The organism is Bacillus sp. SB49, assembly GCF_000469135.2.
In the GTDB taxonomy this organism is placed as follows: domain Bacteria; phylum Bacillota; class Bacilli; order Bacillales; family Halobacillaceae; genus Halobacillus.
The window spans coordinates 3,518,594-3,535,728 of record NZ_CP048117.1 but is presented as its reverse complement, the minus strand read 5'-3'; the positions used below and the strand labels follow the sequence as shown (position 1 = coordinate 3,535,728).

The 17,135-nt window shown below is 47.5% G+C and carries 15 protein-coding genes; 13 read left to right on the top strand and 2 right to left on the bottom strand.

What is annotated here, in order from left to right; translation table 11 throughout:
* The first annotated feature begins 28 nt into the window (after window positions 1-28).
* Both M662_RS18345 and M662_RS18340 read left to right on the top strand, forming a co-directional pair.
* Complete coding sequence (locus M662_RS18345) at window positions 29-922, top strand: vanadium-dependent haloperoxidase (protein WP_026577761.1); 894 nt, start codon at window positions 29-31, stop codon at window positions 920-922.
* An 87-nt stretch (window positions 923-1,009) separates the two neighbouring features.
* Window positions 1,010-1,471: a cupredoxin domain-containing protein gene (locus tag M662_RS18340; RefSeq protein ID WP_008636814.1), complete on the top strand. Its 462-nt coding sequence runs from the start codon at window positions 1,010-1,012 to the stop codon at window positions 1,469-1,471.
* A gap of 54 nt (window positions 1,472-1,525) precedes the next feature.
* On the opposite strand, the gene M662_RS18335 is transcribed toward M662_RS18340, so the two are convergent.
* Entirely contained in the window at window positions 1,526-1,984 is a 459-nt protein-coding gene (locus M662_RS18335; protein ID WP_026577763.1) for a GNAT family N-acetyltransferase, read from the bottom strand.
* A gap of 113 nt (window positions 1,985-2,097) precedes the next feature.
* Here M662_RS18335 and M662_RS18330 point away from each other — a divergent pair, with 113 nt between their 5' ends.
* The 9 genes from M662_RS18330 (at window position 2,098) to M662_RS18290 (ending at window position 13,748) form a co-directional block, all read left to right on the top strand.
* Window positions 2,098-3,408, top strand: a complete 1,311-nt coding sequence (locus tag M662_RS18330) for a lysine N(6)-hydroxylase/L-ornithine N(5)-oxygenase family protein (protein WP_026577764.1) — start codon at window positions 2,098-2,100, stop codon at window positions 3,406-3,408.
* A 328-nt stretch (window positions 3,409-3,736) separates the two neighbouring features.
* Window positions 3,737-4,774: an N-acetyl-gamma-glutamyl-phosphate reductase gene (gene argC, locus M662_RS18325; protein ID WP_026577765.1), complete on the top strand. Its 1,038-nt coding sequence runs from the start codon at window positions 3,737-3,739 to the stop codon at window positions 4,772-4,774.
* A 17-nt stretch (window positions 4,775-4,791) separates the two neighbouring features.
* Window positions 4,792-6,018, top strand: coding sequence for a bifunctional ornithine acetyltransferase/N-acetylglutamate synthase (gene argJ / locus M662_RS18320; RefSeq protein WP_026577766.1), 1,227 nt, complete (start codon window positions 4,792-4,794; stop codon window positions 6,016-6,018).
* Window positions 5,981-6,790, top strand: coding sequence for an acetylglutamate kinase (gene argB, locus M662_RS18315; protein ID WP_081694886.1), 810 nt, complete (start codon window positions 5,981-5,983; stop codon window positions 6,788-6,790). The genes argJ and argB overlap by 38 nt, the downstream gene beginning before the upstream one ends.
* Window positions 6,787-7,947: an acetylornithine transaminase gene (locus M662_RS18310; protein ID WP_008636830.1), complete on the top strand. Its 1,161-nt coding sequence runs from the start codon at window positions 6,787-6,789 to the stop codon at window positions 7,945-7,947. The genes argB and M662_RS18310 overlap by 4 nt, the downstream gene beginning before the upstream one ends.
* 103 nt (window positions 7,948-8,050) lie before the next feature.
* Window positions 8,051-9,109, top strand: coding sequence for a carbamoyl phosphate synthase small subunit (locus tag M662_RS18305; RefSeq protein ID WP_026577768.1), 1,059 nt, complete (start codon window positions 8,051-8,053; stop codon window positions 9,107-9,109).
* Window positions 9,102-12,119 carry a carbamoyl-phosphate synthase (glutamine-hydrolyzing) large subunit gene (locus M662_RS18300; protein ID WP_026577769.1) on the top strand — a complete coding sequence of 1,006 codons (3,018 nt, stop codon included), beginning with the start codon at window positions 9,102-9,104 and terminating at the stop codon, window positions 12,117-12,119. The genes M662_RS18305 and M662_RS18300 overlap by 8 nt, the downstream gene beginning before the upstream one ends.
* On the top strand, window positions 12,119-13,075 hold the full coding sequence (gene argF / locus M662_RS18295; RefSeq protein WP_035388135.1) for an ornithine carbamoyltransferase: 957 nt from the start codon (window positions 12,119-12,121) through the stop codon (window positions 13,073-13,075). The genes M662_RS18300 and argF overlap by 1 nt, the downstream gene beginning before the upstream one ends.
* Window positions 13,076-13,262: 187 nt before the next feature.
* Window positions 13,263-13,748, top strand: a complete 486-nt coding sequence (locus tag M662_RS18290; protein ID WP_026577771.1) for a GyrI-like domain-containing protein — start codon at window positions 13,263-13,265, stop codon at window positions 13,746-13,748.
* A 67-nt stretch (window positions 13,749-13,815) separates the two neighbouring features.
* On the opposite strand, the gene M662_RS18285 is transcribed toward M662_RS18290, so the two are convergent.
* Complete coding sequence (locus tag M662_RS18285) at window positions 13,816-15,225, bottom strand: Na+/H+ antiporter NhaC family protein (RefSeq protein ID WP_026577772.1); 1,410 nt, start codon at window positions 15,223-15,225, stop codon at window positions 13,816-13,818.
* A 140-nt stretch (window positions 15,226-15,365) separates the two neighbouring features.
* On the opposite strand from M662_RS18285, the gene M662_RS18280 reads away from it, so the two are divergent.
* Window positions 15,366-15,809 carry an SRPBCC family protein gene (locus tag M662_RS18280; protein ID WP_026577773.1) on the top strand — a complete coding sequence of 148 codons (444 nt, stop codon included), beginning with the start codon at window positions 15,366-15,368 and terminating at the stop codon, window positions 15,807-15,809.
* A gap of 143 nt (window positions 15,810-15,952) precedes the next feature.
* Window positions 15,953-17,098 (top strand): DEAD/DEAH box helicase, encoded by a 1,146-nt coding sequence (locus M662_RS18275; RefSeq protein ID WP_008636839.1) that lies wholly within the window; start codon window positions 15,953-15,955, stop codon window positions 17,096-17,098.
* Window positions 17,099-17,135: the final 37 nt, after the last annotated feature.

Sequence of the window (17,135 nt, the reverse complement as noted above, 5' to 3'; positions counted from 1 at the left end):
ATGGTAAGGATAAAAGGAGGGGAATGCCATGTCTCGTCACTATCCGAGCTGGACCGAAATACCTTATGCAGGGACGAAGGTGCCGCCTGTTGTAGAACGGGGAGTGGAGTTTGAAGCAGGCGAGTGGAAAACATATTTCATTCAGCATAGTCGAAGGCACGGTTTTAAGAAAATGGATGGGCGTCCCATTCGTCTTGCCATTAAAGATCCGGATACGATCGATTGGTATGAGGAATTAGAAACCGTTAAAGAAACCCTTGCAAACTTGACGCAAGAACAAATTACCATTGCCAAGTACTGGGGAGCTGGTCCGCCTTCCAAACAGTGGATTCCGATCATTGATCGACTCATTGATACGTATGGAGTGGAAGCCCCTCGGGCAGCAAGAATCCTTGGAGCTTTGTTCAGCGGCATGAATGATGCCTTCGTGGTGTGCTGGTCTCTGAAATATAAATGGCTCGTACCCCGGCCGAACCAGTTGGACCGCCATTTAGCTACGGTCGTCTGTACGCCGAAGCATCCGTCGTATCCATCCGGTCACGCTACTGTTTCCGGAGCGGCAGAGATAATTCTCGGCTATTTTTTCCCTGCTGAAAGAAGGAAGCTTAATCAGGTTGCTGAAGAAGATGCACGCTCACGCCTTTATGCGGGTGTACATTATCAGGCAGACAATGACCAGGGGCTCCGGTTGGGCAGACAAATTGGTCGGATCGTTGTCGATGAGTTGAAGAAGGACAGAGTAAATGGGCGTCCCCTCGATCGGCCGTTTACGGAATATAAGGATGCAGATCTTCTCCCGCACGATTATGTGCAGGCTATTCCTTTTGAATACTCCCAATCCTGTGACTCGCTTTTGATGAATGGGGACGATGAATCTTCGTCCGGCTACACGGAGTGGATCGATCCGAAATTATTTATGTAGGAGCTGCCTTTGGCAGTTCTTTTTTTGTTATCTGGACAAGTTATCCACATTCTTGCATATATATGTACTATCAAGAGGGAGAGGGGGATGTGGATGAATGCGTGGATCGTAAATGCACGGAAGATCGGCTGGATTGCGGGTGCTGTTGTCATTGCCTTCGCTGCATATTTTTTGGGGAGCTATTTCTGGAAAGGAGCCGTAGCTACTTCCACTGCACCGACCAATGAAGAACCCAGGGTCATTCAATTAGTTACCGGTGAATTTAAAACGACGACCGCAGACGGCAGAGAGGTGGAGGCTTACCGTTGGGATCCCGGCACAATTGTCGTCGAGAAGGATGAACCCTTCCAATTGAGTATGTACGGGGTGAATGGGGAGGAACATCCATTCTATATAGAAGGTACGGATATTAAAGGGGTTGTAGAGAAAGGGAAGGAAACAGTCGTCGATTTAAAGTTCAAGAAAGAAGGCGTGTATCGTTTGATCTGCACGACACATGCAGACAAGGCAGCCAGCGGTCCGATGATCGCTTATATTGTTGTGGATTAATTGGACAAGACGAACGCTCCTCTCTTAATGAGCAGGAGCGTTTTTATTGTTATTTTAATCAAGCAGCGATTTTCGGAATACCACCATATCGATGCCGCGGATGCCGTTCTCATAAAACGGCTGAGGGTAACGAAGGAAGTAATCGGGAAGGATATGATCGAAACGGAAGCCCGCCTTTTGATAAAAGGACAAGTTCTCGATGCTGGAGTTTGATGTGCCCACAATCATACTTGTGTACCCTTTTTCCTTATATTGTTGAGCGGCTTTTGTAATCACGTGTTTTCCAATACCTTTTCCTCTGTAAGCTTCTGATATGGCGATATTTTTAATTTCGACCGATTCTTCATCTGGAAAAACGAACAGGCATACACCGACTACAGCGGAGTCCAATCGGATGGCTGTCAGCTCTCCTTCATGAAGATAAGCGTCCACCATATCCACTTCTTCATCTGCCAGTAAGAGAAACGGCTTATATTCTTCTCGGTTATCCACAGGCAGCAATTCTATGTCCATATTCTTTTCCCCTTTAATCATCAGTTATCGTTTGTTTATGGTTATGATAACATAGAAGCAATACATCGATTTCTGAAATGAAGGTATTTTCAGATAAAAAAGGGGTAGTGACTATGGAACAACAAGAACCTATATATGATTTGATCGGAATCGGAACAGGACCTTTCAACTTGAGCCTTGCCGCTCTTTTGGATGATATAGAGGAAGTGGATGCATTATTCTTTGAACAGAAATCTGCCTTCGAATGGCATCCTGGTATGTTGATCGAGGGAACGAAGATGCAGGTTCCGTTTCTTGCGGATCTGGTTACAATGGCCGACCCGACGAACCCGTACAGCTTCCTGAACTATATCAGCAAGCACGATCGGATGTATCAGTTCTATTTCCTGCAGCGTCTGGACATACCGCGCAGAGAATATAATGATTACTGCCGATGGGTCGCCGATCAGTTGTCATCCTGCCGGTTTGGTAAGCGCGTCACGGGGATCCGTCATGTCAAAGATAACGGGGACACCTTCGAAGTCGATGTTCTCGATATCGAAACAGGTAATTCTGCGCTGTATCGAACCAGGAATCTCGTTATGGGAACAGGCAGCGTTCCATCCATGCCGCAATCTTTCCAAGGACTACCGGAAACGGATGTTTTTCATACGGCAGACTTCCTTATAAACAAAGATGCATGCCTGAATAAGAAATCGATCACAGTGGTCGGATCCGGACAGAGTGCTGCCGAAACGTTCCGCGATCTCCTGCAGGAACAGCGCCGGTACGGCTTCCAGCTGGACTGGATTACGAGATCGCCCGGCTTCTCTTCCATGGAAGAGTCGAAATTGAGTCTGGAACACTTTTCTCCGGACTATGTAAACTACTTTTACAGCCTTCCCCAGGAGCAGAAAGATGAAATTTTTGCTACGCAGGGGTTATACTACAAGGGGATCAGTAATCATACAGTGAATGATATCTATAATTTGCTTTACGAATACTCCGTTGGTGGAGAAGAGATTCCAGTCGGCCTTCAGGTACTTACCGAAGTCCGGGATGTCCATGCAAAAGCAGACGGCGGCTATGAACTAGACTGCTACCAATATCAAAAAGGGAAGAAGTACACGCACGAAACAGATGTCATTATCGCCGCGACCGGGTATAAGCCTTACGTTCCGGATTTCGTTCATTACATGGAGGACTTCCTTGTCTGGGATGATCAAGGCCGTTATGAAGTGACAGAAGATTACAGATTGAAGAAAAATGCAGACACGCCGAATGAAATATTCGTCCACAGCGGTATTTCCCATACGCATGGTGTCGGTTCGACAAACTTGGGGCTGTCCATTTACCGCAATAAGTTAATTATTAATCAGCTGACCGGCCGCGAAGTCTTTCCGCTCAGTGAGAAGAACATTTTTCAATCCTTTTCTGTTCAATAAATGTGAAGCACATGAAAGGTGACAACTCTTTCATGTGCGTTTTTTGGTTCTGTTGATAATGTGTATAAAATTGTGTATATGTGAATGGAAATCAAAGAGGTGGCACAGTCTTTTCGGGTTATCCACATGTGTATAAATCCACCCATCCTTTCCTAAGGATGCGATTGGGGATAATGTTGATAAAACAAGGGTTCAGCGAATCTGGGAAAATATTAATATGTAAAAAAATCAATTAGTCTCATCTGGCTATTGACATATTAGGGCTAAGGGTTAATAATATTGTAAATATACAGAGGAAATTATAAATATACATAGAGGTGGTTTTAGTTTGAAAGCAGGAATTGTCGGAGCTACAGGATACGGCGGCATCGAGCTGTTCCGGATTTTACAGGCTCATCCAAATATACAAACAATCACATTGTATTCCTCCTCACAGGCAGGGGAGTATTTTGAAGATATATATCCACAAATGAACAGTGGTACGAAGCACGAATTGAAAGATGTCGAGCCGGAGAAGATGAAGCAAGAACAGGATGTCATCTTTTTAGCGACGCCCGCCGGGGTTTCCAGTAAACTCACTCCCCAGCTTGCCGGCAGCCGTGCGAAAATTATCGATTTATCGGGAGACCTGCGGCTGAAGGATGCGGAAAGCTACTCCCGGTGGTATAAAAAAGAACCTGCTGCCTCAAACGTGCTGCAAACCGCTGTCTATGGCCTGCCGGAATGGAATAAAGAGGCGATTCGCGGGGCGGATGTCATCGCAAACCCTGGATGTTATCCGACAGCCACACTTCTTGGTCTTGGGCCGCTGGTCAAAGAAGGCCTTGCCGTTCCTTCTTCCATCATTATTGATGCGAAGTCCGGCGTATCAGGGGCAGGGAAGAACCCGAACCCTGTTGCTCATTTTGCACATGCACAGGAAAACTTTCAAATATATAAAGTGAATCAGCACCAACACATTCCCGAAATTGAACAGCAGCTTGCTGAGTGGGAAGAAGATACGGAGCCTGTTACGTTCTCTACACATCTCGTTCCAATGACGAAGGGGATTATGTCGACGATCTATATGACTCTCAAACAAGAGGTTACGGAAGAACAACTGCGCTCCATCTACCGTTCCTATTACGCACAGGAGCCGTTCGTGCGTGTCAGGGAAGATGGTACGTTCCCTTGTACGAAGGACGTGTACGGAACGAATTATTGTGATATCGGTATGACGATCGATCCGAGGACGAAGCGGGTAACCATCGTCAGCGTCATCGATAATTTGATGAAAGGCGCAGCAAGTCAGGCGGTACAAAATATGAATCTAATATTCAATAAGGACGAAAGTGCAGGATTACCAGAATTTCCTGTCTATCCTTAAGAAGAGGAGGAGAAACGTTGATAGAAGCGAAGAACGTACATCAAATTGAAAAACTAGAAAAAGGGTCAATCGTGACGCCGAAAGGCTTTACAGCGGGAGGGGTGCATTGCGGCCTCCGATATCGCAGGAAGGATTTCGGTTTGCTGATGAGTGAGACTCCAGCCTCCATCGCGGCTGTTTATACGCAGAGTCACTTTCAGGCTCCACCTCTGAAGGTCACACAGGAGAGTATCGCTAAGGGCGGAAAGATTCAAGCCATTGCAATCAACAGTGCTATTGCCAACGCTTGTACTGGAGAAGAGGGTATGGCCAACGCCTACGAGATGCGTGACCTCATCGCTTCTAGATTCGAGATCCCTAATGAATACGTGGCGGTCGCTTCTACGGGTGTCATCGGGGAACAGCTTCCGATGGATAAGATTGCGGAAGGTAGCCGGACTGTAGAACTCAGCGAGCAAGGCAGCGGGGATTTCCAGGAGGCTATCCTCACTACAGATACATGTCAAAAGCATACATGTTATCAAGTGCAGATCGACGGAGTCACAGTCACGATCGCCGGTGCAGCAAAAGGTTCCGGTATGATCCATCCGAATATGGCTACTATGCTGGGCTTCATAACAACAGACGCTGTCATTGATACGGCCGATATGCAGGCTGCCCTGAGCCATACGATTGATAAGTCATTCAACCAGATCACCGTAGACGGCGAGACGTCTACGAATGACATGGTGCTTGCGCTTGCAAACGGAAAGGCAGGCCACGAACCGTTAAATACAGATCATCCGGACTGGGAAGCATTTCAAGCAGCCCTTCAGCTCGTCTGTGAAGACTTGGCTAAGCAGATCGCCCGGGACGGAGAGGGTGCCACGAAGCTGATTGAAGTAAATGTTACCGGTGCTAAATCCGACCATGAAGCTCGAATTATCGCCAAGAAAGTCGTCGGTTCCAGTCTTGTCAAAACGGCTGTTTACGGTAGGGATGCCAACTGGGGACGTATTGTAAGTGCAATTGGTCACAGTGAAGCAACGCTTGATCCGAATGAATGCGATATTCATATGGAAGACCAACTCGTATTCAGTAAAGGTACGGCATGTGCCTTCTCTGAAGAGAAAGCAGCAGAAGACCTGGAGAATGAAAAGGTGACAATCGGCATCAAGCTTGGCGTAGGGGAAGGTACCGGCACAGCTTGGGGGTGTGACTTGACTTATGACTACATCAAAATCAATGCAAGCTACAGAACATAAACCGGTGATTGTCGTCAAGCTTGGCGGCAGTATGACAGACCAGCTTACGGACGAATTCTATCAAAGCTTCCGGTCAGTGCTAGCACACTATCACTGCATTATCGTCCACGGCGGCGGCCCGGCTATCAACAGAATGTTGGAACAGTTGAAAATAGAAGGTGAATTCTACAATGGTCTGCGTAAAACGACCGCTCCGACGATGGCTGTCGTCGAGATGGTGCTGGGTGGTCAGGTGAGTGCACAGATTACAGGAAGCTTAGCCGCACAGGGTATATCTGCAATCGGAGTCAAAGGATCAGAAGCGGATTTATTAACCTGCAGCTTCGTAGATGAAAAAAACCTTGGCTACGTTGGTGAGGTAGAAGCAGTAGAACCAGGAGTGCTGAACCATATTCTCGAAGGAGGGTATCTTCCTGTTGTAGCCCCGTTCGGTAAAACATCGGATGGAGTGACGGTAAATGTCAATGCTGACATGGCGGCAGGAGCAATTGCACGTGCAGTCGGAGCGAAGAAGCTGCTGTATGTGACGGATGTTCCCGGTATTCTTATTAATGGCTCTCTATTGGACGCAACGACGCCGGAAGAGATAGAAAGTATGATCGAAGACGGTTCCATTTATGGTGGTATGATTCCTAAAGTGAAATCCGCTGTCGAAGCACTGTCCGACGATTTGGAAGAGGTTTTGATCGTTAGTGGAGAGACAGCACTGATGGAACATGGAACGATAAAAGGGACGTCGATTTCAGAGAAACGAAAGGAGAAAGTCAAATGAGCTTATTTCCTACCTACAATCGGTTTCCGTTGACGATCGTCTCCGGAAAGGGAACGAAAGTAATGGATGATCAAGGGAAGGAATACCTCGATTTCGTTTCCGGAATCGCCGTATGTAATCTTGGTCACCGGCCGGACAAAGTGGAAGCTGCAGTGAAAGAACAAATGGAGCAGGTTTGGCATGTCTCAAACCTTTATCAGATCCCTGTGCAGGAGCGGGCAGCGGAGCTTTTAGTTTCAAAGACCGATCTGGATCATGTCTTCTTTTGTAATAGTGGAGCAGAAGCGAATGAAGCGGCCATTAAGTTGGCACGTAAACACACTGGAAGAGAAAAGATCATTACATTTAAGCAGTCCTTCCACGGAAGGACATTTGCAACGATGAGTGCAACGGGGCAGGCGAAAATCCACGACGGGTTTGGTTCCTTGCTGCCTACCTTTAACTACTATCCATACAATGATGTGGAGGCTATTGAAGAGGTTCATGACGGCCATGTTGCTGCGATCATGGTCGAAGTCATCCAAGGGGAAGGCGGCGTCGTCCCGGGTACGAAGGAGTTCCTGAAAGCTGTCGAAGCGAAGTGTGACGAGCTCGGTGCTTTGCTGATCATTGATGAAGTGCAGACGGGAATCGGCAGGACAGGTCGACCGTTCGCGTATCAGCATTATGATCTGAATCCCGATATCGTTACTTCTGCAAAAGGTCTCGGCAGTGGTTTTCCTGTAGGAGCCATGCTTGGAAAGGCAGAGCTCGTGGAAACATTCACAGCTGGTGTCCATGGTTCGACTTTTGGTGGGAACCCGTTGGCTTCTGCCGCAGTGAAAGCGACGCTCGAAACAATTTTCAATGATTCCTTCCTCGAAGATGTGACAGAGAAAGGGCGCTTATTCAAGCAAAAGCTTGTGTCTGAGCTATCTTCTGTCGATTACGTGAAGGAAGTGAGGGGCGAAGGATTGATGCTTGGGATTGCACTGGATACGGAAGCAATCCAGCTCGTACATGCTTTAAGGGAGAGTGGATTATTGACAGTCCTTGCTGGTCCTAATGTTCTTCGGCTTTTACCGCCTCTGACAGTTTCAGAAGAGGAGATCGATCAGGCGGTTGCGCTTTTGGGCGAAGTATTAAAGAAACATGAGCAGGAACTTCAAAAAGCTTAATATAAGCATTGGTGGACCTCGCATTTCGGGGCCACCTTTTCTGGAAATTAAATGTATAAAAATTCATTAAAAATAATATTTATTCAAGTTATGAGGTGAACGTATGAAAGGTTACTTAAGCTTACAAGATGGAAAAACGTTCGAAGGAAAAGTCTCGGGATATTATCAACAACCTGTTCAGGGAGAGGTCGTTTTCTTTACCGGTATGACAGGTTATCAGGAAGTTTTGACGGATCCATCCTATAAAGGGCAGATTGTTGTTTTCACGTATCCACTAATCGGCAATTACGGCATCAACGCCGATGATGGGGAGAGTAAGGAGATACAGGTAAGCGGCGTCGTCATGTTTCAGTGCGCAGACATGGTGACCCATTACAAAGCGACACATTCTCTTGGTGAGTACTTGGAGGAGAATAACGTCCCGTATCTGACTGGTGTCGATACAAGAGAGTTGACTAAGGCCATTCGGTCTGGAGGAACGAGACAAGCGATTTTGGCAGATGAACCTGTCCGTGACTTCGAACCATTGGAAACAAACCAAATGTATGAGGTGCATGGGGAGGAAATAGAAACGCACGGCGATGGACCGCTGCATATAGGAATGATCGACTTCGGATGGAAGAAGTCCATTTTGAAATCCCTGCTTAAATGGAACGTCCGTGTGAGCGTTATTCCTTTTACTCAGGTGGAGAAAGTGAACAATCTTCACCTTGATGGACTTGTCCTATCTAATGGTCCGGGGGATCCGAAAGACGTTCTGCCTCATCTTCCGGCTTTAAAAGAGGCGTTGGATACCCACCCAAGTTTCGGAATTTGCATGGGACACCAAGTCATCGCTCTCGCCTATGGAGCCAATACCAAGAAACTGCCTTTCGGGCACCGTGGGGCCAATCACCCGGTTAAAGACCAGCTGACAGGAAAGGTGTTCCTGTCTTCTCAAAACCACAGTTATGTGGTGGACGAAGCCAGTCTAGATGTTACACCACTTACAAAACGATTCTATAACGTAAACGATGGGTCTGTCGAAGGCTTAATGCATAAAGAAAAACCGGTAATGTCTGTGCAGTTTCACCCGGAAGCGAATCCGGGACCTGCGGATGCACAATGGTTATTTAATGACTTTGTAAAGGTAGTGGAAAAAGGAGTGAACGTTCATGTCTAAGAAAGTATTAGTCATCGGTTCTGGTCCGATCGTGATCGGCCAGGCGGCGGAATTCGATTATTCAGGCACACAAGGGTGTCTTGCACTTAAAGAGGAGGGGCATGAAGTCGTATTGGTCAACAATAACCCGGCGACGATTATGACCGATCATGAAATAGCGGACGTCGTCTACTGTGAACCGCTGACGGTCGAGAGCATTGCTGCCATCATCGATAAAGAGAAGCCGGATTCCGTTCTTGCGGGACTTGGCGGGCAGACGGCACTAAACCTTGCTGTTGAGATGGAAAAAGAAGGAGTGCTGGAAAAATACGGAGTAGAACTTCTTGGAACAAGCGTGGATTCTATCAAACAAGGGGAGGACCGGGAGTTGTTCCGTGCTTTGATGAACGAGCTGGATCAGCCGGTTCCTGAGAGTGAAGTAATTACGACGCTGGAACAGGCGAAAGCATTTGCCGAGCGTGTCGGATACCCGATTATCAGCCGCCCAGCCTACACACTTGGCGGCAGAGGCGGTGGAATCGTGGACGAAGAATCAGGATTGGAAGAGTTGATCCTGACTGGTCTGAAAGCGAGTCCGATTCATCAGGTCATTGTTGAAAAGAGCATTGCCGGTTTTAAAGAAGTCGAATACGAAATTATGCGGGACCATAATGGAACATGTATTTCGGTCTGTAACATGGAGAACTTCGATCCGGTTGGCGTTCATACAGGTGATTCCATTGTTGTAGCGCCTTCCCAGACATTAACGGATGAAGAATACCAAATGTTGAGAAGTGCTTCCCTTAAAATCGTGTCGGCTTTGGAGGTTATCGGAGGCTGCAATGTTCAACTCGCCCTCGATCCACACAGCAAAAACTATTATGTCATCGAAGTTAATCCGCGTGTAAGCCGTTCTTCTGCATTAGCATCAAAAGCGACCGGTTATCCAATCGCCAAGATGGCGACAAAAGTGGCTCTCGGTTATTCGTTGGATGAATTGTTGAACCCATTGACAGGCCATACGTATGCAAGCTTTGAACCTGCTTTGGATTATGTCGTTGTGAAATTCCCGCGCTGGCCGTTTGATAAGTTTCCCGAAGCGGAAAGAAGCCTTGGCACGAAAATGAGAGCAACGGGAGAGGTCATGTCGATCGATCGAACGCTCGAAGGGGCTTTTCAGAAGGCCGTCCAATCGCTCGATACAAGCATTCCTGTCATTACAGATAAGTGGACACAATTGACGAAACCGACGGACCTCCGCTACTTCGCCATTTTAGAGCTTCTGAGAGAAGGCGTGACGATCGAGAAGATTCATGAAGTGACTAAAATTGACCTGTTCTTCTTGAACGTCCTTAAGAACATCGTCCATACAGAAAAGCAGCTGGAATCCGGTCCTGTCACCGAAGAGCTTCTTCAGCAGGCGAAGGTCTATGGATTCTCTGACCCGACCATTGCCGTGCATACAGGTGCGTCGGTGCAGGAAGTTAAGAGTTGGAGAAAGGATTTCGATTTACAGCCGAAGTTCAAAGTCGTCGATACATGTGCGGCTGAGTTTGAAGCAGCTACCAACTATGTGTACAGCACGTATGCCGGCAACAATGAAATAGCACCGTTGGCGGGGGAGAAGAAAGCATTGATCCTCGGATCCGGACCTATTCGGATCGGTCAGGGTGTCGAATTCGATTATAGTGCCGTTAAAGCAATCGAAAGTCTCCAAAAGCTGGGCTGGACGACGGTCATGATCAACAATAACCCGGAAACGGTAAGTACCGATTACGCAACTGCTGATCGTTTGTATTTCGAACCGATTCATACAGAAATCGTGGAAGCCATTGTCGAACAGGAAGGAATCGATCTCGTATTCACACAATTCGGCGGTCAGACAGCCATCAACCTGGCCGAGGAGCTTTCAAAAGCAGGTCTCCCGCTGGCTGGTGTATCAACAGACGTTCTGGATGAGCTGGAGGACCGTGACAAATTCTATGAAGCATTAAAGAAATTGGATATTCCGCATGTTTCCGGAACGACATGTCATACGAAAGAGGAAGCTTGGTCTGCGGCGGCAACTTATAATTTCCCGATTCTCTGTCGTCCTTCCTACGTTATCGGCGGACAGGGAATGGTGAAGATCGAGAACGAAACAGAATTGAAGCAGGCGCTCGACGAAACGGAAGACCGTCACTATCCGATCGTTCTTGACTCCTTCATGCAGGGCATGGAAGTGGAAGTCGACCTGGTCGGGGATGGTGAAACCATCTTCCTTCCGGATGTCATGGAGCACATTGAACCGGCAGGCGTTCATTCCGGTGACAGTATGGCGATCTTCCCTTCGACTCTGTCGGAAGAAATCAAATCCACAGTACGCCGCTATAGTGAGCAGATCGTCCAGCACTTCCAATACAAAGGTATCATGAATATTCAATTCCTCTGTGTCGATGGACGCGTGTACGTACTGGAAGTGAATCCGCGCGCAAGTCGTACGGTGCCGATCATCAGTAAAGTTGCTGCCGTTCCTTTGGTCGATTACGCGGTACAAGTGCTCGTCGATGCTCCTGGGTTCGCACTCGCTGAGAAGCAGGTTCCGAACATCACCGTAACAGCTGTTAAATATCCGGTCTTTTCTTCTTATGCCATGACGGAACTGGACCACAAGCTTGGACCGAACATGAAGTCCACTGGAGAAGGGATGTGTCTCGGTAATACGGTAGAGGAAGCCTTGCAGAAAGTATTCGCTCATCTTCCTGATATCCGGGAGGACAAGGACATTTGTTACGTCGATGTGGAGGGATATTCTCACATTCCGTCATCTGAACTCGACTTTGAAGAGTGGCTGACGACCGCATCTGCCGTCCTTTATGTCAATGACCAGGAAACGGAGCTGGCGCGAAGCAGAAGAATTCAGGCAACGAAGAACGGTGTGCAGGTGTTTAGCGAAACAACAACGTTTGAAGCCTTTTGGCAGGGGCTTCAAGTAGAGAAGAACGAACCTACCCCATTGCCGGAGATGATCCTGGAAGGAGTGCATACGTAATGAATTTAATGGAGCAGATGTATTCAACGAACAGTTCTATGCAGGGCAAACATATTCTGACTTGGCTGGATTACAGCCAGTCGGAAGTCTGCCAACTGCTGGCACAAGCGCAATATATTAAGGAAAATCCCTACAATCAGTCATTAAAAGGAAAAAATCTAGCGATGATTTTTGAGAAATCATCGACTAGAACCCGTGTTTCTTTTGAAGTCGGGATGGGGCATATGGGAGGGCACGCTCTTTATCTCAACACGAAAGACATTCAGGTCGGGCGTGGAGAAACGATTGCCGATACCGCCCGCGTCCTATCCGGCTATGTAGACGCCATCATGTTCCGTACGACTTCCAACGAGCGCTTAACGGAGCTCGCCGAGCATGCGACAGTCCCGGTTATCAATGGATTGTGTGATATCTATCACCCGTGTCAGGCGCTTGCGGATGTGTTTACCATCCTTGAACTGAAAGGCCAATTGTGCGGCATCAAGCTGGTTTACATCGGAGACGGCAACAACGTCGCTCATTCTCTAATGATCCTTGCAGCGATGATGGGGATGGAAGTGGTGGTATCTGCTCCGGAAGGATATGAGCCGGATGAAGAGATTACCGCTAAATCAAAAGCTCTGGCGGAAGAATATAACGGTTCTGTCACCATCGAACCGGACCCTGTCCAAGCGGTGAAAGATGCAGACGTTGTCTATACGGATGTGTGGACCAGCATGGGACAGGAGGAGGAAGCGGAGCAGCGCTTAAAAGACTTCCAAGGCTATCAGGTAAATAAAGAGCTTCTTTCTCATGCCAAACCGGACGCCTCTTTCCTGCATTGTCTTCCAGCTCACAGAGAAGAAGAGGTGACAGCAGAGATCATCGACGGTCCGCAATCCGCCGTTTTCCAACAGGCGGAAAACCGTATGCACGTACAGAAGGCAATTTTACAGGCGATTATCGGCTGGCGGTAAAAAAACAAGCATATTTTTATAGAACCGAACCGTATGATATGGAATGAGGAACTTCATTAATGGACGATTCACTAATATGGTCGAATTACTACGAATAACATCGAACAACCTTTTTTATAAAGGGAATTTTGATTGAATGTGGAAGTAGTTAGGGAAAGCGATCAAATCTTAAAGGAGTGGCCATTGAATGAGTGAACAAATGACAACGGCTGTGGAACCTAAAGTCATGAAGAAGTCCCATTTCAAAGTGGTCGGTGTCTCTTGCCAAACGATGATGGATGAAAGGGAAGTGAAGGTTCCGCAACTAATGGAACAATTCCATACGATGAAGCTTCCGAAGGTAAAAAATCGTATTAATGCTCCCTGTTCTCTCGGTATGTTCGTCGATCCTCCCAATTGGAATGAGATGACGGATGCCTTTTACTGGATCGCCGGTGTCGAGGTAGACAGTTTCGAGAAGATTCCACAAGATATGATTACAAAAACAATTCCTGCTTATACGTATGCGGTGTTGGAGTATGATCCGTCCCTTCATGAGTTCAATCCTTACCTTTATCTCCACGAATGGATCAAGGAAAAGGGTTATGAACAGGTGGAAGGATTCGGTTTCGAAGAATACCAGCCTTACACGGGATCCCAAACCAGCTATCGGCTATATCTTCCTATCAAATAAGTGCAATAAAAAATCCGAACGCTCCTGGAATGCTCTGATCAGCATTCCGGGAATCGTTCGGATTTTTTTAGAGGAGAAAAGATAAACCAAAGTACAAAACAGCTGCAATGGCAGCGGCGATCAAGGCTGGCTTTAACTTGAATTTGGCATATTTAATTGGATTCAAGTTGAGGATTCCGGCTGTCGTATTCGTATCATCACTTAAAGGTGAAGCGAATGCACCGAAGGTCCCGCTCGCGAAGACAGCGCCGATCACCATCGGGAGAGAACTGCCGGCGACTGTGGCAATGGATATTCCGACGGGCATCAGTATTCCCCACGTGCCCCAGGAAGATCCGATGAAATAGGACAGTCCGCAGCCGACGATGAACAGCACAACAGCTACGAATCCGGAGGGAATCCAGCCGAAGGAGGAAGATATAGTGCCGGCGAAATCCAGTGTTTCGGAGCCGCGACTCAGGCCCCAGACGAGAGCGAGCAGCATAATAACGCCCATCATTTCATTGCCGCCTTCTGTAATAACTGTCATCATCTTTTTCAGTGATTCCGAACGAACCTTCAGGAACAGGACGAGTGCAATTAACGTGATGAGAACGGCGAGTACCATTGCATCCAGTACGTTATCGTTGATCAATGCATCAAATCCGCTTTTGCCATCACGGACTCCCGACATATACATAAGCAGGAAGGTGAGCCCAATTACGGCGAAAAGCGGGATAATCAAACGCCAGGGTTTTGCGGGCAGCTCCTTCGTCACGGCAGGGTGACAGTCTTCCCACTGGTCATCATCTTCCCGCGGCTCCTGATCCATATTTTCCGCATCTGTGGCAGCTTTTTTATTCCTGTGGAAGAAACTTAAATAAAGGCCTACAAGGAGCATAGAGAAGGCGAAGAAGTTGAATGGAATGCTCTGGATGTATAAGCTGTAAGCATCTCCTGTCGTATTCGCCTGCTCCAGAGAAAGGGCGATGACCGAGGTCATATAGCCGACGAAAGCAGTTGCTACCGGAATCAGCACGACGAGTGGGGAAGCAGTTGTTTCAATGACGAAGCCCAGCTCCTGTTTGGACATAGGAATGTTCTTCCTCATTGCTTTCATCACCGGCCCGATTGTCACAATACGAAAACTGGGTGCAGAGAAGGTGCCAAGGGATGACAGCCACGTCAGCAGGAAGGCTCCTCGTTTGGTTTCGATTCTTTCGGTAGCTTCTTTTACGAAGCCTTTGATGCCTCCGGCCATTTTGATCAGACCGATTAAGGCAGCGAACACATAAAGAAAAAGGATGATTTTCAAATTGCTGTCATCAGAAAGCCCTTCGATAATGAATCCAAGGGCTGCCATCATGCCACCCAGCAGGTGGAAGTCGGATATGTATCCTGCGACGACGACGGCGAAAAGCAGGCTTGGAATGACTTGTTTAGTCCAGACGGCAGTGATGATGACCACAATGAAAGGGACGACGGATAACCAGTCCATGACAATGTACCTCTCTTCCTTCTATATCTTCTTCTAGCATGCGTGAGTTGACGCTTGGATATTCTTTTTATTGAAAAAGGACTTTTATCACTATCACACGAATAGGTGGAAGAACTGACTTTTGACAGGAGGGCTTTCCTATGACATTTATGAAGCAGTCTGTAACAATACAAAAACCGTTGGAAGAAGTATTTGCTGTCGCCATCGATTTCTCTAATAGTCCGGAAGTGATGGACGCCGTTGTTGATGTGGAGCTGTTGAGTGAGGGGCCTGTGCGTGAGGGGTATCGTTTCAAGGAGACGAGGTTGATCAGAGGAAGGAAAATCCCGGCGGTTATAGAAGTAACGGACTTCGTAAGGAATGAAAGTTATTCTGTCCGAAGTGTCCAGAACGGTCTTGACTTGCGTTATCACTATGTGTTCACGGAGCGGGAAGCGGGGAGTACGGAAGTGACATTCCGAGGAGAAATGAAGACGGAGGGAATCCGTAACACCATGATGAAGCCCTTGATCCAGCGGATTATCAAAAAGGAAGATGAGGACCATCTGCCTCGTTTGAAGAAGTTTATCGAAAACAGGCCGTAATGGTGGTATAATGGAATTAAGCTATGGATCATGTATGAAAGGTCTCTCCGCCATCCAATATGGGAAGAGGCCTATTTTTTTATAGACAGCTCCCGGAAGCATTGACGGAGCCTTATGGAATGAGGAAAGGAAAGATATAGATTATGACTCAACAAGAACAGCCTTGGTTTGCTGAACTATCCCCTTCGCTTAAGGAGGCGTGGAAGAATTCTGGTTTCCACACTTTCACGAATGTACAGGAGCAGGCCATCCCATTTATTTTAAATAAAGAAGACGTCCTTGCGGAGGCGCCGACCGGAAGTGGTAAAACCCTTGCTTATTTACTGCCTTTAATCCAGCAGGTGGACGCGGAGAAGAAGCAGACGCAGGTTTTGGTCATGGCTTCGTCTCATGAACTGGTGATGCAGATTCATCAGGAAATACAGGTATGGACAAAAGACAGCGGTATGACAAGCACTACTTTGATCGGCGGAGCGAACGTGAAGCGTCAGATCGATAAGCTGAAGAAGAAACCTCATATTGTGGTCGGGACACCGGGAAGGGTGTACGAGCTGATTCAGAAGAAGAAGCTGAAAGCACATGAAATGCATGCGGTCGTGATGGATGAAGCGGACCAATTGCTTGTCCCTGAGCATATTCAGACGGTTGAGAATGTGTTGAAAAGCACAAGGAAGGATACGCAGATCCTGCTATTTTCTGCTACTTTGCCGGATACGGTCATTGATGTAGCTCAAAGCTTTATGAAGGAAGACGCTGAGGTAATCCGGGTGCAGGAAGAGGCTCAGAAGCCGGCAGTCACCCACACCTATATTGCTTGCTCCGACCGTGATAAAGTGGAGCTCGTTCGTAAACTGTCCTATACAGATGGTTTCTTCGGCCTGGCCTTCCTTCAAGACATCGCCAAGCTGAATATTATGGCAGAGAAGCTGACTTACCATAAGCTGGACATTGGCCTCCTGCATAGTGATGCAAAAAAAGAACATCGGGCGAAGGCGATCCGGGAATTCCGCCAGGGTCAGTACCCATTGTTGTTAGCGACAGATGTAGCGGCCAGGGGGTTGGATATCCAGGAAATCAACTGCATCATTAACTTGGACATGCCTAAGGACAGAACTTCCTACATTCATAGAGCTGGTCGTACAGGAAGGATTGGATCGGAGGAGGGCACGGTTGTGTCACTCGTCAATCCGGTCGAGGAGAAGCGGTTGAAGAAGTATGCCCGTGACTTGGACATTGACTTGAAGAAAGTAGAAATATATAAGGGACGTCTGCAGGAAGCGCGTCGCTAGCTAGCAGACGCCGTGACACGGAAGTTGACTATACTAT